The sequence below is a fragment of the Teredinibacter franksiae genome (genome assembly GCF_014218805.1).
Taxonomy (GTDB): Bacteria; Pseudomonadota; Gammaproteobacteria; order Pseudomonadales; family Cellvibrionaceae; genus Teredinibacter; species Teredinibacter franksiae.
Genome location: NZ_JACJUV010000008.1, coordinates 489,172 through 508,002 on the forward strand (window position 1 = coordinate 489,172; position 18,831 = coordinate 508,002).

The following is an 18,831-nucleotide window of genomic DNA, read 5'->3' on the forward strand; positions in this document are numbered from 1 at the left end:
ATTACCTTAAAACTTTGATCCTTCGTATTTTCCCCAATGGATTTTTCACAAATCCTCTAAGAGTGGGTGTCCCTCCTTATTCCTCAGGTGTCCCTCCTTATTCTCACATTTCGCTATACCGAAAGCAACACAGGGGATGTCAAAACGCGTACATTGCAGGGTGAGGAATTTGTGGCGCTGGTGCTACAACATACGTTACCCAAAGGCTTTAGGCGCGCACGCGATTACGGTTTTCTGCACGGCAATGCCAAACGCCTACTGAAGACGATACAGTACATTTTATGCGTTGAAACACCCATACCGAACACCCGAAAAAAAACCAGTCTTCAAGTGTAAAAAGTGCAAAGGCACCATGCGAGTGATTGCGGTAATCACGCCAAGGAAATCAATAAAAGCAGAAATTGACCCGAATTTTAGTTTGTTTCCAGACTAAAAAGATTAAAAGGGAAGACACCAAAGGGAATCAATTCATTCAAACTGGAGAAGCATCCATGAAATAAAATCAGTATTTTTTTATCGTCTAACAGGCGAGGCTTGCACTCGCCTTCCATAAAGACATAACGTCGACACACCCTTCCGGTTAACAAAACCCATTTTACTTATTTACTATAGAGAGAGCCTGCAGCACGGGCTCGTTCAACAATAGGATAGGTCGCGGCTTCGCGCGACATATCCTTATTTGTTATGTGTTGAGTTCCATTAATAATATGCATACCCCCATTAAAATACCGCATACAGCGAAAACTATATTTGCTACTTTTACACGTAGTTGATACTGGGGCACATACATTTTCGGCACAAAGATTAAATATGGTACTAACACTGAATACCAAAAATACTTTCGAGGCTTATATGCCTCATTCGCTCTCCAAGTGGCAAAAAGCACAATCACAGCAGTAATTAGCCCAACGATAGCCACAAAAGATAAAATCTTTAACATTTTTTATTCGCCGTACTTATAACATTTGTTTATGCATTTGACAATAAATACCATGCATACATAACTGGAGTGGACAATAAGCCAGCTGCTATGGGCAGCAACAATATGATGGCAATTGTTTTGTACCACTTCAAAACAAGCACTCTGCCTACATATATGTATGAAAATACTACCCCGAATACCGAACCTATAATAAACCCGTAATTAAGACTTATAATAAGCATGCCAATTGGCAAAGCAAACTGTAGTAGCAATAATACAAGACCAAACTGTAGTGACTTGGCCACTATCCCCGATTCGACTCCACACTTTTTAATACCCAATAGCTCGGAGGAAGGTAAAACAGATAGTAAATGAACAAAACTAAAAACGACATAGAATCCATATTTAATATGATGCAGTCATGGTAGAACAGCCAGTTACCCAAGCCGCCCCCATACAGATCCGGACGTGCGGAACTACCGCATCCGGCTCCTCAATAATATCGTTGCTCGTGTAATTCACAAGCCCTCAATACCAGTCCACTTGAATGTGACGTTTCCACACCCGTGGTTGCTGGATCTGAAAGTATTTTAACATGTCTTTAAACCCTTGCCAGTTAAAGCTGTGCCGCTGACTTCGCCGATTGAGCCACTTGTATAGACTATGCAGAACATAATCATAAACACGCGCGACACTTCGACTATTATCAGGCAAACCAAAGTAGTTTATAAAGCCCGTCAGCTTACGCCTTAACTGTGGCATCCAGACATTCAGTCGTTTAGACCGATTGGCTTTTATCCACTGATAGAACTCGCTCAACTTAGCTTTGTGTTTCTTTGGTGCCGTATGTCGACGCAACCTAGCCTCACCCTTTTTATCAGTGTCCCAGTAGTACTCAAAGCCCAAGAATTCGAAGCTATGGTGCTGCCCTGGGTGGAACCGACTAAACCGCTTCAGGTGTGTTTTCTCTGGCGCTACGTCTAACTTAAACTCTCTCAAGCGTTTCGGTAGTTCCCGATAAAACTCACGCGCCTCATTAGCGTACTGGAACGCAACAACAAAATCGTCGGCGTACCGTATCAACATGGCTCGCCCCTGTAAGCGTGGCTTTATGCGTTTCTCAAACCAAATATCCAGTGCGTAATGTAAGTATATATTCGCCAATACTGGGCTGATCACACCGCCCTGTGGACTTCCACTGGCCGGTTTCTCAAACACCCCTTCTGGTGATTTTATTCTCGCTTTCAGCCACTGGTTGATAAGGTTCAATAAGGCTTTATCTTCAATACGCTGTTTCAGCATACGCATCAACCACTCATGATCTATATTATCGAAGAAGCCTTTTATATCCGCTTCGACAACATAACCATAAGTACCGTATTGAAGGTTCAACTGTAAACTATGCACCGCTTGATGCGCGCTTCTGTTCGGACGATAACCATAACTATTCTTCACAAAGTCCTGCTCCCAAATACTTTGCAGTATCTGACTCACGCTTTGCTGTACGATTTTATCATCTAACGTTGGCAGCCCGAGCGGGCGTAGTTTACCGTTGGATTTTGGGATAAAGACCCGCTTCACATCATTCGCTCGATAGCTTTTACACTTTAGCGTTTGATGCAGGCGGTTGATATTTTCAGGCAATCGTTGTTTGAAATCGCTAGGTGTTACGCCGTCAATTCCACACGCCGATTGTTTATTGATTTGACCCCAACTTTGTACCAACAAATCCGAATCTAGCAATCCGTATAGATTCTGGAAACGATGATTAGGGTGGGTTTGTGCCTTAAATGCTATGGTATGCAATGCGGTTGTCATAGTTTCTCCAGCCCGACTTGTCCGGACTATGTGTCTGTTACATACCGTGATATTACTGTCAGCCCCCTCGCCATGTGAACGGCTTTCCCGCTCTCAGACTACTATGAGCTGATCCGACTTCCAAGGTGCCATCGATCTGCCTCGCTTTTTACTCAGCGTCACTACCCACTTCCTGCGGGAGCTACTTTGGATCTCTCAAGTTCTCGAAAACATCTCTTTATACATGCCACGGTTTGATAACTCCGCCAACTCGCCACAACCTTGCCAACTAATGGTTGTATTGCATGGGCTTCGGCGGCGTTACAAGCCTAGCCAGTCAGGACAATTTATTATCAGAGCGATACCAACACTTCAGGAACACGCATTCCTTATGGCCTACATAATTCTCTGTCTACGCTTCACACTGGTTGTTCGATTATTTGTTGAAGAAAAAAAAATCAGCAACAGGAAAGTATTCGCGATCCATAATCTCCGCACAGTGCGCAAGACTCGATACAGGTGGCTGGCTAGACCTTACCCGACTGGGACTTACACCCAGCAAGATGCTCCAAGCTTAACTTGTCGCACTAACGCCTCAAGAAGAGGCGCCGCTTGCGTCCTGCTGGCTGAGTTTGTTAGAAATCACAATCCGCACCTTCCTCAAAATTATACTCACTATACAATGATGACTTACTTACTTTCTCATGAACACGCAATTCTTCTTCGACCACGCTCAAGAAATTGTCTTCCACCACCTCGAATAGTGCGCCCCTTGCATTTAACTCTAAGGCCCGACAAAACCCTCGTCTAGCTTCACCCTTGAAGGTCTCGGGATTTGGTTTCAAAGCAAGTGAGAATAATAGCTTTGAATATACGTTACGCTCTGCGGCATCGAGCACTTCAACGGAAACATCTTCATTTCGGAGCCTTTCTACTAGCTTGAGGTCAGCATTCAGATAACCAATGGTTAAATCAGCCAAAAACCTATCGTTTTCAGAATTAGCCTGGTATGTTGCAATCGCATATGCAATTACACAAGAGACGACCACTACCAGAATCACAGGGATATATTTTTTTACCAATGGCACCTCTCCCTAATGATTTCTAACGCTTTGCTCACGCGCACGTTTTGCGGAGCGGTTTTTGGTGTAAAATGGGAGCTTGCGGCCTTACACCAAAAAGTGCGCAGCAAAACGTGACGCTGTGGAGCAACTTGTTAGAGCTTAATTTTTTCAACTTCGCAGTTTCCGTTTTCAGTGAACCACAACTCAGCCATATTCATTACATAATCAAACGATTCATCGTTATGGGACGTAGTTGTAATGTGATGATTTTCATTATACCTCTCAGGATCAGTTACATAGAGATCCATAGCTGTTTCCCACTGACCACAGTGCTTTCCCCACGCACAAAACAATTCAATCTTCCGATTAAATAGCTTTTCAAGAATATATTCGTAATCTTCTGAATATTCTTTATCTGTAGCAATTATAACCTTGCTCGGTTTCATATCTCAGTGAGCCTAACGCCTGTATTTGGCGCATTTTGGTTGACGCTGCTTTTCAAGCGTTGACCAAAATGTCGGCCAAGACACACTTGTTAGAACAGCTACGAAGCTAGTTTTTTCTAGCCATCAATTTCTTCGCTTTCATTTTGTTCTAGAGATTCCCTGGCATCAAGAACATCCCACATCTCATTTTGATGAAGCCAGATTGGACTAGCGTTTTGCTCAATCCATTCATCCTTAGGAATACCATCAATCATTTCCGGTCGCTTAACTCGAACCTGCTTGCCGTTCATGAAAACCCACATGTATTTCTTTTGTCTTTCAGCTTTTACTTTCTTTTGCGCTGTTGTCAATTTCTTTTTAACTTTTGCCATATGTAATATTGGGTTCTAACATTTGTATATAAGACTTCCTACATCTAGACCGCCTATGCCTACATCTAGACACATACTACCGCCAAAGCCCCAAACACGCCATTCACCCCGGCCCCATCACTTAGCGGCCGTCGTTAACCGCGCTACGCAAATGGCTTCGCCCTGCTCGTTCTCAAGGGTAATATCCCACACCTGTAGCATTCGCCCTACCCGCACAGGCTTAACCGTACCCGTTACCACACCGGCCTTTACCGAACGCAGGTGGTTGGCATTAACTTCTACGCCGAATACACTTGCTTCACCCTCAGCCGCAAGGTACCCGGCAATGCTCCCTAATGTTTCGGCTAGCACTACGGATGCGCCCCCATGGAGAAACCCCAATGGTTGGCGCGTGCGATTATCGACTGGCATAGTGGCCGTAATGGTGTCTTCCCCAACGCGGGTTATCTCAATACCCAAGTGTTGGACAAGGCTATTAGAGGCAAACTGATTAAGTTGTTCGGGGGTTGCCGGTTTTTTCCAAATACTCATGGTGACACTACCTTTATGGCCCGCTGTATTAACGGTTGACGTTTTATTTTCATGCCTTGCGGTTCTGGCAGCTGCGCGAAATGGCGCGGTACCAGATAACCTGGCAATAACTTTTTTAATGCCATTATTGTGTTGTGTTGAAAGTCGCTGTCAATGTTTAGTGCACCAAAGCGCTGCACAAACGCGAAGGCTACATGCCCGTATTTTTTATCTGGCACGGGTACTACAACAGCTTGCTGTATAGTAGGGAGTGTTTTCAGGTGGCGTTCAATTTCTTCTGGTTGAATGTTTTTGCCACCACTTACAAACTGGTTATCTACTCTACCGCAAATCCGCCACTTGCCGCTCTGGCATTCGGCTTTATCTCCTGTTTTAAACCAACCTTCGGTATCCCTAGCGGTTAATAGCTGTGCGTTTTGCCAATAGCCTAAAAACAAACTCGCGCTTCGAATACACAGTTCACCGGTGTCCGTAAGCTTCAGTTCGCTATCACCTACACATACCTGTTGGTTTTCCGAAATTTCGGTTAATACCTGAGAGGCTGTTTCGGTCATGCCGTATGTAGGCATTACAGGAATACCGTTCTTTCTCGCCTCGGTAATTAATTCTTCGCTTATAGGCCCACCGCCCAACAATACCGACTTCAACAATGGAAGTTTAGGTTTTAACGCAAGCAAGCGCTGTAATTGCGTAGGCACCATTGACGTGTGGGTAATACGCAGGCTAGCTAAAACATCCACGTACTCAACCCTACCGCCTATAACTAAGGTAGTCGCCGATACAAGCGTACGCAGTACCTGCGCAATGCCGCCTATGTGGTAAAGCGGTAAACTGAGCAGGGTTCTATCGCCCGGTTGCAGCGGAATAAGCGTATTTGCGGCCGTGGCGTTGGCCAGCAGTGTTTGCCAGGAATGAAGGGCCAATTTTGGCTCACCGGTGGAACCCGAGGTGAACACCCCCAAGCATGCATGTTCACCCATTTCGGTGGTAAGTGTGTTTTGGACACTCTTTTGCAAATACGCTAACCGCGTCAGTGGTGTGTTTTTATCTACAGGTACCACTAGGTTACCGGCACGCATAACCGCAAAAAATGCGAGTAGGCTCTGCAGGGATTTCTCGACGGGTAATAGCACAACGGATTTGGCTGGTAATATTTTTGCGCTCGGCAAACACAGCATAGCCTCTACGTGCGCATGAAATTCTGAAAAACTGGCGATTCTCCCCTCCACCATTATGAAAGGACTATTGGCAGCGCTAGCCGCAATATTGGCGAGGGGGTAGCCGCTTACGGCCATTGCCACTGCTCCAGTAATGCCATATTTTTACTGTTTAGCTTTTGTTGATAATCCATCGCAAAGTATTTCAAGGTATCTAAGCCGTGATATTCCTCGGGTGAAAGCTTATTTGCAAAGTCATGTAAACTCGTCATGCCTACAGGCCCCTCAAAACTGCTGCTAATCACGGTTTGTACATTGTATTTTTTGGCCTCATGTACGTAATGCCAATAGCGCCCCTGCCCCAGTAATGTTGGTTTAAGTATTAACGCACGGACGGGTAAGCCAACGATCGGGAAATTACTGTGCGGGTTTGACTGTTGATACAAGCTTTCGTCTAACGCTAAGGGTATTGCACTATAGGAAGGCCAGTTTTTGTAGGCGTCGGTGTTCGCTATAGGGTCTTCAAGCCATTGAATACGTGTGCAGTCTACCGCCTTACATAACGTTTCAATATCTTCTTGAGCCCACTGTTGATTGGCATCCAGCCTCAGTTGCCCGGTAAATTCACTACCTGCTAATACCGTATTAATACGTTCAATATCGTTTCGCAGTGTATCGCGGCCAACTTTCATTTTGACTACAGGTGCGTTTGGGATTTTGTCTTCGTTTAATACCAACGGGCATATCTTTACACGGGGCCACGACTTAATGCTTACGTCTACGTCTACGTCTACCTCTAAACCTATGGCTGGCTCAGCCAACTGCGATAGCGAATAAGAGACACTCGGGCATAGGTCGGTGCTACTGACTCTAATAGCACGCAGTAATTCACCAATAGATAACGACGGTTTACGGGCAAAAATCGCCTGCAACTGCGCAATGCAGTTTTGTATTGTTTCACGACTAAAACCCGGTAAAGGTGATACCTCTATCCACCGCTGGGTTTCCGGCAATAAAAAATTTAGCAACAATAGCTGACGCGTTTTCACAACGGTTTTCGACATTTGAACCGGATGCGCCATTGGAATGGCGTATTCAAATAACTGCACCCGATAAATATCATCGCTGTGGCCCGGCATTACAACTATGACTGCCGCTTAAACTTTGAGAAATCGGGTTTGCGCTTTTCTAGGTAGGCATTGCGACCTTCTTGGCCCTCCTCGGTCATGTAGAAAAGCATGGTAGCGTTACCGGCCAGTTCTTGAATACCGGCCTGACCGTCGTAACCCGCATTAAAGGCTGATTTAAGTACCCTAAGTGCAATAGGCGATTGCTGCAGCATTTCGCTTGCCCACTGTACGGTTTCTACTTCCAGCTTTTCGAGTGGAACAACGGTATTCACCAAGCCCATTTCCAGCGCTTGCTTTGCATCGTATTGACGGCACATAAACCAAATTTCCTTGGCTTTCTTTGGGCCGATTATGCTCGCCATGTAGCTTGCACCAAAACCGCCATCAAACGAACCCACTTTTGGCCCGGTTTGGCCAAAACGGGCATTTTCGGCGGCTATGGTAATATCGCACACCAAGTGTAATACGTGGCCCCCGCCTATGGCATAACCAGCCACCATAGCGATTACCGGTTTGGGTATAGAACGAATTTCTTTTTGTAAATCGAGCACGTTTAAATGGTGCGCACCGCTATCATCCTGATAACCGGAATCGCCACGCACGCGTTGGTCGCCACCGGAACAAAACGCTAGATCACCCTGCCCGGTTAAAATGATTACGCCAACGTTTTCATCGAAACGCGCGTCAGACAATGCCGCACGCATCTCCATAATGGTTTGTGGTCGAAAGGCGTTGCGAACTTCCGGGCGATTAAGGGTGATTTTGGCTATGCCCTGCGCCTTTTGGTACACAATATCGGTATAGCTATTTGCACTATCCTGCCAGTCTAGTGCAGGTTCTATGCTGCTTTTCGACGGATCTGTCATTATTATTTAACCTTTTTCATCAATACGGATGTTATCTGTTTTGCCAACCATACTGGCTGTTCAAAATGAATATTATGACCTGCGTTTTCGGCTGGTCTGAACGCTACACCGGTAAGCGATTGTCCAATTGCCGAAAATTTTATATCTTTATCGCCTGCGAAAAAAGTTACGGGTAACGCAAGCTCTTTAAGTACAGCCCTAAAATTAGGCTGCCGACCAAGGCTAAAAGCCATAAGCTGTTTAGCCAATAGCCCGCCAGACAGCGTGCGCTTGGCTATAATTAAGGCGTCAATTTGCGCTGTCGTCAAATGACTAAATACTGGCTGCTGGTACCACGCCTGTAAAACCTCGTTTATTGGGCCCCCATCATTCAATTCAACTAATGGAGAAAAACGTGCAGCCCAAGCTTTGTCTTGCGCTAATCTCTGCTGCTTTTCAGCTTCCGTTTTTAACCCCGGGTTAGCACTTTCTAGTATTAAACTGTATAAGGCACCCGGTTCTTCTACCTGTAAATATTCGGCGGCCGCCATTGCCAGCCGACCACCAAGCGAATAGCCATATAAATGGAATTTAGCGGGGAGCGCAGGTCTTTGTTGTGCAAACCAGCGGTGTACGAGCACGCGAAAATCTAGCTGAGTGTCATCCACGCGCGGCAAATCTAATACGGTGCAAGCAACCTGCGCGGGTAATGCCTTTTGCAAGGCATCGAAGTCTGAAGCTTTTCCCATAAAGCCGGGCATCAGCACCAAATTTAAGCTCATAAGGGTTCGGAAAGCCGCTGTACTAAGTGCTTCAGTGGCTCTGCACCGCCCAAGAGGCGGCACTCCAATACACTGCTATTAGCGCTGTTTAGCCACGCCGTGCATTGCCCCTGAAATTCTTCGGTTGTATGCACCGCTCGGTATTCAAGGCTAAATTGCGCGCACGCATGGGAGAATTCTAAACCATGGGGCATAGCAAATAATGCGTTAAACCCTTCCTGTTGCGCGGCGGCCAGGGTGGCGAAAATTTGGCCGCCATCGTTATTCAACACTAAGAGCTTTACCGGTAGCGGGCTTTTGCTGAGCAAAGACAAACTGTTTATATCGTGTAACAACGAGGTGTCACCAATAACCGCAACAACATAATCAAACTGCCCATGTGCCAGCGCTGCCGCAGTGGCGAGCAGGCCATCAATGCCGCTGGCTCCGCGATTGGCGTATACCAATATCTGTGCTTTTGTTTGGGTACTATAGCTATCGAGCATACGAATGCTCAAGCTGTTGCCCGGCATTAAAGCCACCCGCCCTTCTATGCTGGCCATCACCTGTTGGCATACCACCGCTTCGTGCCATTGGCCCTTTAGGTATGCGCTAATACGTTTGCCAAGTGCCTCACTGCTGCCTAGCAACTGTTGTAGCACTGGGCTGACTAATCTGTCCCCAGGCAGGTACTTAACAAATTCAGAATAGTTAACGTGGTATTGCGTGGATTTACCCGAGGGGTCGAGTTTTTGGTTATTTTGATCCAGTAAAAAATAATTTTCCGCCGCGTCGGGCAGCCATCGATTAATACGTTTACTAACAATACGGCCGCCCAATTGCAGTATTCGGTTAGGCTTTACCTCGGCGGGCTTCAATAGCAGCAGGTCGGCGTGGGCAATTACATTGGGCAACGCGCCGAATCGAAACTGGCTACCAATGTCGGCGAATATTGGGCATTTTAATGTCCGTAACCAAGGGCCCAGAATGTCAGCCTCGCCCGGAGACAAAGCACCGAGCACCACTATGGTTGAGGCAGAAGCACTCAATTCAAACGACTGGAGAAAAGCGCGAAGCCCCTGTACTTGCGCTGTTTTTTGTACCGTTTTTTGACCTGTAGCTTGTACTGAATGTTGCGCTTGTTCTAACGCAACGCTAGCCACCGGTATTGGTTGCGCTAAACCTGACAAGTAATCTTCGGGCTGTTGATACAGCGGTTCATCAAACTGACAATTGAGCTGCGCAGGGCCGCGAGTTCCACCCAGCTCAGCTAACATCGCAACCTGCCCACGCCACGCCTGCGGGTTTGTTGGGCGCGTTAAATTAACACTAAAATTGGCGTTGATACCAAACAGATCTTTTTGTTGAATAGCCTGGTTGGCACCGCAACCCAACAGGCTGTCGGGCCTGTCGGCAGACATCACCCACAACGGCTGGCAGGTTTGCCAAGCTTCTACTACCGCAGGGTATACATTCGCCACGGCGGTGCCCGAAGTGGCAATAACAACAACAGGAGCATCACCTACACGCACTAAACCAAGTGCAAAAAAACCTAGCCCGCGCTCGTCATAATGGGTGTGTAAACGAATATCGGGGAAATACGTTTTTGCATGGAAGCAAGCAATAGCCAACGGCGCACTGCGGCTGCCTGGGGCGATACAAAATTCTCGCACTCCTTGCTCATAACAATAACGGATAAGCCCGCCGGCCCAACTTGCATTAGTGTGCATTGTAATCAATAGCCAACGCGTTGTTGCCAATGGCCTGTAGCATAGCCTCCAACTTACTCTCCAGTTCGTGCCATTCTTGTTCAGCAATAGAACCGGCCACAATACCAACGCCGGAGTACAACCACAGCCGCTCGTTGTCTACTAATGCGGAACGAATAGCCACACTGAGCTCACAATACTTGTCGCCCAAAATACCGACACTGCCGCTGTACCAGCCTCGGCAGAGTTGCTCTATCTCGTTGATAAACGCTTGTGCACGATGGCTTGGATAACCGCAGATGGCCGGCGTGGGGTGTAGGCACCGGTACAAATCGCTATTGGCCGTGGTAGCACTCACGGTTGCACTTAGTGGCTGACAACGGTGTTGAATGCGGTTTAGCTTTAAAATTTTAACCGGTTCACTATCTTCTAAATGCGCCGTTACCGGCTCTAGGCTTTCTTTTATGGCCTTGGCAACCAGCTTGTGCTCATGAGTTAATTTCGGGTCTTCGCGCAATATGCGCTCTAGCGCTTTGTCTTCGGTTTCGGTGGCACCCCGCCTTACCGTTCCCGCCAAGGCTTCTGTTTCCACGGCGTTTTCTTTTCGGCTCAGTAGCCGTTCGGGGCTACAACCTATAAAACATTTACTGTCTGTTTCCACGGCGAAGGTATAACACTCGGGGTTTGCGGCTTCCAGCGCGGCCAAAATAAGCATAGGGTTTGGAATGTTCGACAATTCAAGTGCCACTTCCCTTGCCAGCACTACTTTCTGTAAGTCTCCATTTTTAATTTGAGCCAGCGCTTCTTCTACCTGTTGCTGCCAAAGCTCTGCACCAACACTATTGCGCCGCGACTCTATTCTCACCGGCTGTAGTTCGGGCATTTCGGTATAGGCTAGTTGCCGGCAGTAGCTGTGAATGGATAACTGTTGTTCTTGCCACTGCGCAAACGATTCAGCGTAAAGGTTGAAGGCAATATAAAAGAGTCCACGCTGTTGGCGAATCTCAATCAACGGTAATACAAAGCGCGCCCCAGGAAATTCTCGCCATTGGTAGGCTCCCGAGCGGCCACTAAAAGAACAACCGCCTACCCAGTAGGCCTCGCTCCCCTTCACAACCTGCTCTGCTTGAGCAAATAAAGCCGGTATTGTTGCCGGAGCAGTGGCTTTCAGCTCCAACGCAGCACCAATACCGGCCAACGCGAGCGATTGATCACGCAGCGAGAAATAGCACCGATTACCTGAGGGTAAGCATGATAACCATTGGAGGATATCCTGCGTTTCAACGCGCACCTGCACCCTCGCCAACTTTTTACCCGCGTACCGACACAGTGCCAGCTGACGTAATAGCGTATCCAACCCTGCCGCCAGGGTAGATGCCGTATAAGTAATGGGTATGGAGGTGCTCATGCCAACGACGGTTCCTTAATCATTCCGGGGAAATCCCTGGAGAGTTCCTTGATATTTATTAGTCTACGCTGGCCGCAGAATTTGAAGCTGACATTAGTCAAACTTATGGGGAATGCCTAGCCGCCACTTGTAGCTTATACCCCTGTAGGCCAGATAACCCGCGCTAATAGATACTAGTACACCCAACATTACAGCATAAATTTGAGTGATAGTAGTGAACACTCACAAAACACGTTCAGAGTTTTGACGCCAATTCGCTTACTGCAAGATATTGCCTAGATTTATCAACTGTGTTTCGCCACTGTTGTTATTTACTCCATCGTTGTCGTTAATGATGTACACATCACCATTGGCCATAACCGCCGCACCCTCGATTTTTTCGAGTATTAGGCCACCCGTTCTTGCCAGATCAGTCATTAAGTCACGTACACGTGTTTTACTGAGGGTAATACCGTCTATGTAGGCGGAAAGGTTAATCACGTAGAGCCGTTTGAGCGCCGCATCAGGCCCGCTCTGATTATCTCGCTCAACCACCAAAAACTTACCCTCCCCCATCGAACTGATATCCCCTAGGCCAACCCAGCCACCGTTTTGAGATTCCGGCACATCCAGTGGGTAGTAAACAAATGCCCATTGATTAAGGGCGATATCGTAAATACCAATGCGGGGGTTGGTCTCTCCCCGCCAGGCGCGCTGAAAAGCCACATACAATTTGCCGTTGTATTCAGCAACACCTTCAAAGCCGAAATTAACTTGTAACTTATTAACGGATTTAGGCAAGCCAATTACATTTTCGATAACACCGCTCGCATGGGTTTTAAAAATAACATTGCGCGATTTTATGGGATAATTCTCGGCGTCTGCTTTTGTACCTGCGCCCTCGGAGGCTACCCAGAAACCGCCATCAGACGCTTTTGCAATTCCTTCTGCATCAATGTTTACAGACTTGTCAGTGTTAATCATCTGCGCAAGATCAACCTCGTCAAACTTGCCCGCCTTTTCAGTTTTACTGGAGGTGCGTATACCGGCAAACACGTTGTCGCTGTCTGTTAGCGTTGTTTCCGCCACCAACACCGCAGGCTTACGACTTACGTCGAGGGTATAAATGCGATTGGAGCCGAAGTAACCGTCTTCAATTGCGTAGAGAATTTGGCTATTCGCAGGGTCGGCCGACAAACCCGATATTGCCCCCCAGGGAATCGCCGTACCGTCAAGTCGTTGCGCAGACTGAACTGTTGGGTATGCGGCTGGGCGCGAACTGTAGGCGTATAGATTAACAACAGACCGAATTTTATCTGGCCGACTGTCTACTTCGCTGGCAACAACTAGCAGGTTACGCGAAGGAATGGCCAAACCACCTTCTGGGCCCACAGCAGCCGGTAACACCTGTTTAAATACGGGTTTCTTTGGGTTACTTACATCGTACACAAACACCAAGCTGGAACGCTCGGCGTTTACAAATAGGTACGGGGTTTCGTCAAATACACCTAGCTCTACATTTTCTGGCTCATTACCTTTATTTCCAGAGCGGTCGTCGGGGTAGTGGCCATATTGCACCGCCATGTGATCCAGCGTAGAGCCGGAATCCCACACCACATCTCCGGCTGTATTAAAAATGGTAAACCCGCGGCTACCGCCATCCATATCACCTTCATTTGCGGTGGCGAAGTACTCGGTATTAATCCAACTAACGCCGTCTGGCTCTCGAAGAATTTTAGCCTTGGCGTTTGTCTGGCGGATAAACGCAGGAGCTTCTTCTTGGGTATCTATTGATTGTAAGTTAGCAACCCCGGCGGAAAAATTATTAACAACACTGCCATCCGATAAATCTACCAAAAAAATATGGTTATTTTCCTGCAACGTTACCACGGCAATGTTGTTGACATTAATATCAACATATTCTGGCTCCGGATCGCTGGGGTACAAACCGCTAAACCCGGTAACATCGACTTCACGAAGGCGCCAGCGTGCGGGGTCTGGTTCGGCGATGTCAACAATAACCAAACTACCACCAGGTGTTTGAGGTAACCCGCCCAATTCGCCACCGCCTATTACCTCACACTGCTGGCTGGCAATGTATTCATCGGCATAGACCGCTCCTACGTACTTACCCTTTGTGCAGAGCATGTCGTTGCGTTCGTTCTCAATGGCTATTAGCGCATATTGACCATCGGGGCTAATGGCAATTGAATCCGGCTGGCCGCCTAGACCGAGTGAGCGTATGTGCGCCTGGCTGTTAATATCCACCACCACCAACTCGCCATCCGCATGTTCATAATCAAGCGAAGTATTGACCGCTACCAGTGCATACGCCCCCTTTACCGCTACAGACGTTGGCTCGCCAGAAAGCTCAAACGTACCTATACCCTTTGGGTTTTCAGGGTTGGAGATATCGATAAAGCCCAATTGCTCGGCTGGGCTATTGGTATACACCAGGGTATCACCCTCAACAGAAACCGCTAAAATTTCGGCCGAAGTCGGCTCTTCGGTGTTACAGCTACTACCCACCTGACCACATACCGGAAAGCTGGCAATACGATTAAAGCTCTGGGTGCTAGCCTTTACTTCTGCCGCTTTCGGTTCGTTCGTAACAACCGGGGCCTCCGTTTCTTCACACCCGGTAATACCCAATGCGGCCGAAATAACAGCCAATTTTAATAAACCCGTTTTACGCATAGCCCATAACTCATTATTTTATTGTCGTTTTTGGTGTAATTGTGCCACGCAAAGGGTTGTAATAAAGCAACATTTTACCTGAACACCACAATTTAAAAGCCTATAAACCTGTACATAGCTATACTGTATACACCCTATTAGCACTCAATTTTTAGTATGAAACTCTCGCGCCCCATTCTGTTAGCCTTGCTGCTGGCCTTACTATTTACCTTTCTATTTGCCTTTTTATTCGCCACGCTATGCCGCACCGCAAATGTTGGTGCACCATCCACACTGTATGTAGATAACGGACACATTTATACCGCGCAAGGTGAAAGGTTTGTGATGCGTGGCTTTAATGAGATGTTTGTTTGGTCTGAAGATGTTCGCGGTGAAAAACTACTCCCCGAAATTGCCCAGTCTGGCGCTAACACTGTGCGCTTGGTATGGAGCCTTCGACACCCAAAAAACCAAGACCTTATCGCGTTAATTGAAAACACCATTGCCCACAAAATGGTCGCCGTACCAGAGTGCCACGATGCCACGGGTAAATGGGGTAAGGCCCTGCAGCAATGCGTTGACTTCTGGTTGCAGCCTTCGTTGTTAACCGTTGTGGAAAATAATAAAAAATGGACAATTGTTAACATCGCCAACGAAGCTGGCTCCCACGACGTTACCGACAAAATGTTTGTGCAAACCTACAAAGCGGCCATCAGTAAACTTCGTCGCTACGGCTACACCGTGCCCATAATGATAGACGCCTCCCAGTGGGGGCAAAATGTCAGTCAACTGCTACGGACTGGGCCCGCCCTGCTCGCCCACGACCCACAGCATAACCTCATTTTTTCTACTCACTCCTACTGGCCCGCGAAGCAAAGCATGGCCAACTACGCAAAAGCGGCCGTGGATGCAAAAAAACTGGGCCTCACCATGATTATTGGTGAAGGCCCATCGGTTACGCGCACGGGTCAGTGTGATAACCCCACACCGCTGCCTTACCTTGAAGGCATGAAGCTGCTACAGGAACACAACACCGGCTGGTTGAATTGGTCTTGGGGGGGCAGAAAGAATGGTGACTGCGATAACTTCCTCTATTTTGATATCACTCAGGGCGGCCGTTTTGGTCATTGGTCGCACACCCCTGGCGCTAATATTGTCGCCCTTAGCCCCTACAGTATTGCCAAAACGTCAATTCGCCCCGCGTCATTTTATGAAGACGGTAAAGTGAAAGTTTCGGGTATATACCTGCACATAAACACCACACAACTCAGCGTTGGTGAAAGCGCCCGTTACGAGGTTATTGTTACACCGGTAAATGCCCACCACAAACATTTTTCTATTGCGCTCTCTGGCGATAAAAATGCTATTGCCATCGATAAAGCCAAGGGTTCTCTTAGCGCATTGAGACAAGGCGCCGTAACCTTAACGGCCACCACCCAAGACGGAAGTTTTAGCTGGTCGCAAAAACTTATTATTACCGACCAGCTTGAAAAAGGCCGACCCAGCAACTAAAACGGACTTTTTAATTCCGCTAAAGCACTGGCCTAAATCACCGACCTGAATCACTGCCGCTCTTCGACGGAAAATCCGTTTACCGTACCCCGGTTATGCGCAGCCAAAAATGAAAGATGAAAAAAGAAAAGAAAGAAAAAATGTATCATCAACACACAACTAGAATGTGCGATACCAACAGGTGTGTTTCGCTGTGTGAAGCGCTTGTAGAGAAAGATTCAAAACAGTTTCAATGATGCTTTTATTTTGTGTCGTCATCGTCATCTGCAACATCATCGTCTTCAAGGTCATCAATAAGTGTCGATATAGCTTCGTCTAGCTCGTCTTCGGCGAGATCTAACCCCTGCGCCTTAAGCATATCGGCAACCATGTCGTCGTCTTCTTTTTCGCTGCTATCTTCTGCCTCTTCGGTTTCATCAAGCATAGTATCCAGATCGTCTAACTCATCTTCGTCTTCTAGCTGTGATTGTGCCGGGTCGAGGTCATCGCCTTCATCCACTTCCACCCCGATATCTTCCATTACCGGGTCTAGGTCTTCCATTGGTGGCTCTTCTTCCATCTCCGGTTCTGACTCAGCTTCTTCTGGGGCTTCTTCAGTAGCAGGTTCTGCTGCGCGCTCCTGCTCCTCTTCTTCGCTTATCGCTTCGTCCGTAAACGGTTCGAGTGCATCCTTACCGCCACCCATAATTTTTTTATACAAGACAAAGCCGAGGCCAAATAAAATAAGGTTGCCACCCCCTAGAATGGCCCAAAGCATCCAGCTAGGCGTGCCTTCACTTACGGGAATCTCCTGCTCAGTATCAACATCAGTTTCAGCATCAACATCTACTTCAGGCGTTGGCTCGGTTGTCGGCTCTATCGTGGGCTCATCCTCTTTTTCTACAAGCTCTTCAAAAAAAGGCGCTTCCTCTTCAACAAAACCACCGTCTAGGGAATAATTGAAACTGATATCTTCCAACGTAACTTCAAATGCGTTGCCTTCGGTGTCGTAACCTTTGGCTTTTATTTTCGCCGTGTACTCACCTTCTATATCGGGCAGTAAAGTGGCTTTCCAGGTATCTGAATCCGTCGCGGCCAAAGGTCTTATCTTCTTTCGGCCCTTAGGTGAAATTACCGTAGCGGCTACTTGTGTGCGCGGAATATCGATATTCTGATTGTAGGAGTTGGCAATAAGTAAATACTCTAGCTTACCGTCGGTAAACACCTGCTTTACTTCTGCACCAAAGGGCTGACGTACGGCAAACTGATGTGTGAACTGGCGAACAAAGGTCTTGCCGTCTACCACCACATTCAACTGGTAAATACCATCCTTATCAAAATTGGGCAGCAGGATATTAAAGCGTCCATCAATTGGTGATTCCCCCTGATTCACACGCTTTTGCCAAAATTGTTGTAAATCGAATTCGTCATTACCGGCCTCCATGGAGGCATCTATATCCATTAGCGACAAAAATTCTGGGCGTGTAACGGTCTTGCCATCTTCCTGGAGTACCAAGCTAAGATTTTCTACTTGGCCTTTAAATACGTTCACCGGTAATGGTCTTACTCGCAGATTTAGGTTGCTCACTACGGTTATTCGGCTACCCGGTTCCATATCCGCATTGACCCCCCACTCGCCCTCGAGTGGCTGGCTTACGGTAATCAGATCGTATTTATCTGCCCGGTACCATTTAACATCGGCATCGCCACTGGTTGCTGAATACACGTTCTGGTCTGGGCCTACCAACTGTGCCTGCTGTAACGCATCTTTACGAAAAATTAACGCCGTAAACTCTTCGACACTGGAATCAATCACAAAGGCGTTGTCGGTAAGAGGAACCTGCTCTGCCGGTACAGCCGCATCAAAGGTTTTCAGGAAGATACGCATCAAGTCATCGGCGGTGTGGGCCACTTCGGCCAAACCGTTTGTACTCAATGACAACTTGTTCATTAAATTTCTATCGGCGTTATCGGATAGAGCAATGGTATGGATGGTAATACCCGCGTCTGCCAGCGCCGGTAGCACTTCGTCTACGATACGCCGCCACTCACGCTTATTTGCCTGTGGCGATTTATCGATATCAACCATGCCATCGGTCAGTAAAATAATGGATGTGCGGTATTTTTTAGCGGCACTTTTAGCATCGTAGGCGGCTTTCTCAAGGGCTTCACCGATATTGGTGTACAGCCCAACGGAGCGAATATCAGCCGATTTCTGTTGCGCAGACTCCCGCCACTGGGGCGTCACGGGTTTGTGTGGCACCAACATATTGATCCACTTACCGAAGGTCCAAACCCCCGCACGGCTGTTTTCCGGTAACAGTTGAACCAAAAGTTCCACAGCGGGCTGACGCAAATTATTGGGGTCGTTGCGTTTCATACTGCCGGAAACATCGATCACCAGACGAACGTCTGGTGGTAGTAAGGTCGGGGGCTCACTGTCTTCTGGAGGCTGAGCCAACACAGGTATATTCGCGAGCAGACACAATACGCCAATACAAACGCGCTGGGTAAACGTCATAGAAGGGTCCCCGGAGGCTAAAA

Annotated in this window: 14 protein-coding genes and 1 pseudogene; 2 read left to right on the forward strand and 13 right to left on the reverse strand. The window is 47.5% G+C overall.

Annotated elements, in window-relative coordinates:
- Positions 1–102: 102 nt before the first annotated feature.
- Positions 103–433 (forward strand): annotated as a pseudogene (locus tag H5336_RS23955) (transposase); the annotation flags it as partial.
- A gap of 1,017 nt (positions 434–1,450) precedes the next feature.
- Here the strand turns inward: H5336_RS23955 and ltrA are convergent.
- From ltrA to H5336_RS21775, 12 genes are all read right to left on the reverse strand, one after another.
- Entirely contained in the window at positions 1,451–2,740 is a 1,290-nt protein-coding gene (gene ltrA / locus H5336_RS21720; RefSeq protein WP_185231675.1) for a group II intron reverse transcriptase/maturase, read from the reverse strand.
- A gap of 614 nt (positions 2,741–3,354) precedes the next feature.
- Positions 3,355–3,801 carry a hypothetical protein gene (locus H5336_RS21725; protein WP_185236544.1) on the reverse strand — a complete coding sequence of 149 codons (447 nt, stop codon included), beginning with the start codon at positions 3,799–3,801 and terminating at the stop codon, positions 3,355–3,357.
- A 134-nt stretch (positions 3,802–3,935) separates the two neighbouring features.
- A complete protein-coding gene (locus tag H5336_RS21730; protein WP_185236545.1) occupies positions 3,936–4,229 on the reverse strand; it encodes a DUF7684 family protein in 294 nt (97 codons plus the stop codon).
- Between the two features lie 116 nt (positions 4,230–4,345).
- A complete protein-coding gene (locus tag H5336_RS21735; protein WP_185236546.1) occupies positions 4,346–4,600 on the reverse strand; it encodes a hypothetical protein in 255 nt (84 codons plus the stop codon).
- Between the two features lie 117 nt (positions 4,601–4,717).
- Complete coding sequence (locus H5336_RS21740; protein WP_185236547.1) at positions 4,718–5,131, reverse strand: hotdog fold thioesterase; 414 nt, start codon at positions 5,129–5,131, stop codon at positions 4,718–4,720.
- Entirely contained in the window at positions 5,128–6,426 is a 1,299-nt protein-coding gene (locus H5336_RS21745; RefSeq protein WP_185236548.1) for an AMP-binding protein, read from the reverse strand. The genes H5336_RS21740 and H5336_RS21745 overlap by 4 nt, the downstream gene beginning before the upstream one ends.
- A complete protein-coding gene (locus H5336_RS21750; protein WP_185236549.1) occupies positions 6,417–7,427 on the reverse strand; it encodes an enolase C-terminal domain-like protein in 1,011 nt (336 codons plus the stop codon). Before H5336_RS21750 ends, H5336_RS21745 begins: the two co-directional genes overlap by 10 nt.
- 5 nt (positions 7,428–7,432) lie before the next feature.
- The gene (gene menB / locus H5336_RS21755; RefSeq protein WP_185236550.1) at positions 7,433–8,284 is read right to left on the reverse strand and encodes a 1,4-dihydroxy-2-naphthoyl-CoA synthase; all 852 of its coding nucleotides are present in this window, start codon (positions 8,282–8,284) and stop codon (positions 7,433–7,435) included.
- Between the two features lie 2 nt (positions 8,285–8,286).
- A complete protein-coding gene (locus H5336_RS21760; RefSeq protein WP_185236551.1) occupies positions 8,287–9,045 on the reverse strand; it encodes an alpha/beta fold hydrolase in 759 nt (252 codons plus the stop codon).
- On the reverse strand, positions 9,042–10,754 hold the full coding sequence (menD, locus tag H5336_RS21765) for a 2-succinyl-5-enolpyruvyl-6-hydroxy-3-cyclohexene-1-carboxylic-acid synthase (protein WP_185236552.1): 1,713 nt from the start codon (positions 10,752–10,754) through the stop codon (positions 9,042–9,044). Before menD ends, H5336_RS21760 begins: the two co-directional genes overlap by 4 nt.
- Positions 10,744–12,141, reverse strand: a complete 1,398-nt coding sequence (locus tag H5336_RS21770) for an isochorismate synthase (protein ID WP_185236553.1) — start codon at positions 12,139–12,141, stop codon at positions 10,744–10,746. The genes menD and H5336_RS21770 overlap by 11 nt, the downstream gene beginning before the upstream one ends.
- A 258-nt stretch (positions 12,142–12,399) precedes the next feature.
- Complete coding sequence (locus H5336_RS21775; protein ID WP_185236554.1) at positions 12,400–14,817, reverse strand: esterase-like activity of phytase family protein; 2,418 nt, start codon at positions 14,815–14,817, stop codon at positions 12,400–12,402.
- A 156-nt stretch (positions 14,818–14,973) separates the two neighbouring features.
- Between H5336_RS21775 and H5336_RS21780 the strand changes: the two genes are divergently transcribed.
- A complete protein-coding gene (locus tag H5336_RS21780; RefSeq protein ID WP_185236555.1) occupies positions 14,974–16,308 on the forward strand; it encodes a cellulase family glycosylhydrolase in 1,335 nt (444 codons plus the stop codon).
- A gap of 241 nt (positions 16,309–16,549) precedes the next feature.
- On the opposite strand, the gene H5336_RS21785 is transcribed toward H5336_RS21780, so the two are convergent.
- Complete coding sequence (locus H5336_RS21785) at positions 16,550–18,808, reverse strand: vWA domain-containing protein (RefSeq protein ID WP_185236556.1); 2,259 nt, start codon at positions 18,806–18,808, stop codon at positions 16,550–16,552.
- Positions 18,809–18,831: the final 23 nt, after the last annotated feature.

What these genes read in the sequence shown, in the direction of transcription:
- ltrA (WP_185231675.1), bottom strand. Translation starts at nt 2,740, where the DNA reads ATGACAACCGCATTGCATACCATAGCATTTAAGGCACAAACCCACCCT.
- H5336_RS21730 (WP_185236545.1), bottom strand. Translation starts at nt 4,229, where the DNA reads ATGAAACCGAGCAAGGTTATAATTGCTACAGATAAAGAATATTCAGAA.
- H5336_RS21735 (WP_185236546.1), bottom strand. Translation starts at nt 4,600, where the DNA reads ATGGCAAAAGTTAAAAAGAAATTGACAACAGCGCAAAAGAAAGTAAAA.
- H5336_RS21740 (WP_185236547.1), bottom strand. Translation starts at nt 5,131, where the DNA reads ATGAGTATTTGGAAAAAACCGGCAACCCCCGAACAACTTAATCAGTTT.
- H5336_RS21745 (WP_185236548.1), bottom strand. Translation starts at nt 6,426, where the DNA reads ATGGCCGTAAGCGGCTACCCCCTCGCCAATATTGCGGCTAGCGCTGCC.
- H5336_RS21750 (WP_185236549.1), bottom strand. Translation starts at nt 7,427, where the DNA reads ATGCCGGGCCACAGCGATGATATTTATCGGGTGCAGTTATTTGAATAC.
- menB (WP_185236550.1), bottom strand. Translation starts at nt 8,284, where the DNA reads ATGACAGATCCGTCGAAAAGCAGCATAGAACCTGCACTAGACTGGCAG.
- H5336_RS21760 (WP_185236551.1), bottom strand. Translation starts at nt 9,045, where the DNA reads ATGAGCTTAAATTTGGTGCTGATGCCCGGCTTTATGGGAAAAGCTTCA.
- menD (WP_185236552.1), bottom strand. Translation starts at nt 10,754, where the DNA reads ATGCACACTAATGCAAGTTGGGCCGGCGGGCTTATCCGTTATTGTTAT.
- H5336_RS21770 (WP_185236553.1), bottom strand. Translation starts at nt 12,141, where the DNA reads ATGAGCACCTCCATACCCATTACTTATACGGCATCTACCCTGGCGGCA.
- H5336_RS21775 (WP_185236554.1), bottom strand. Translation starts at nt 14,817, where the DNA reads ATGCGTAAAACGGGTTTATTAAAATTGGCTGTTATTTCGGCCGCATTG.
- H5336_RS21780 (WP_185236555.1), top strand. Translation starts at nt 14,974, where the DNA reads ATGAAACTCTCGCGCCCCATTCTGTTAGCCTTGCTGCTGGCCTTACTA.
- H5336_RS21785 (WP_185236556.1), bottom strand. Translation starts at nt 18,808, where the DNA reads ATGACGTTTACCCAGCGCGTTTGTATTGGCGTATTGTGTCTGCTCGCG.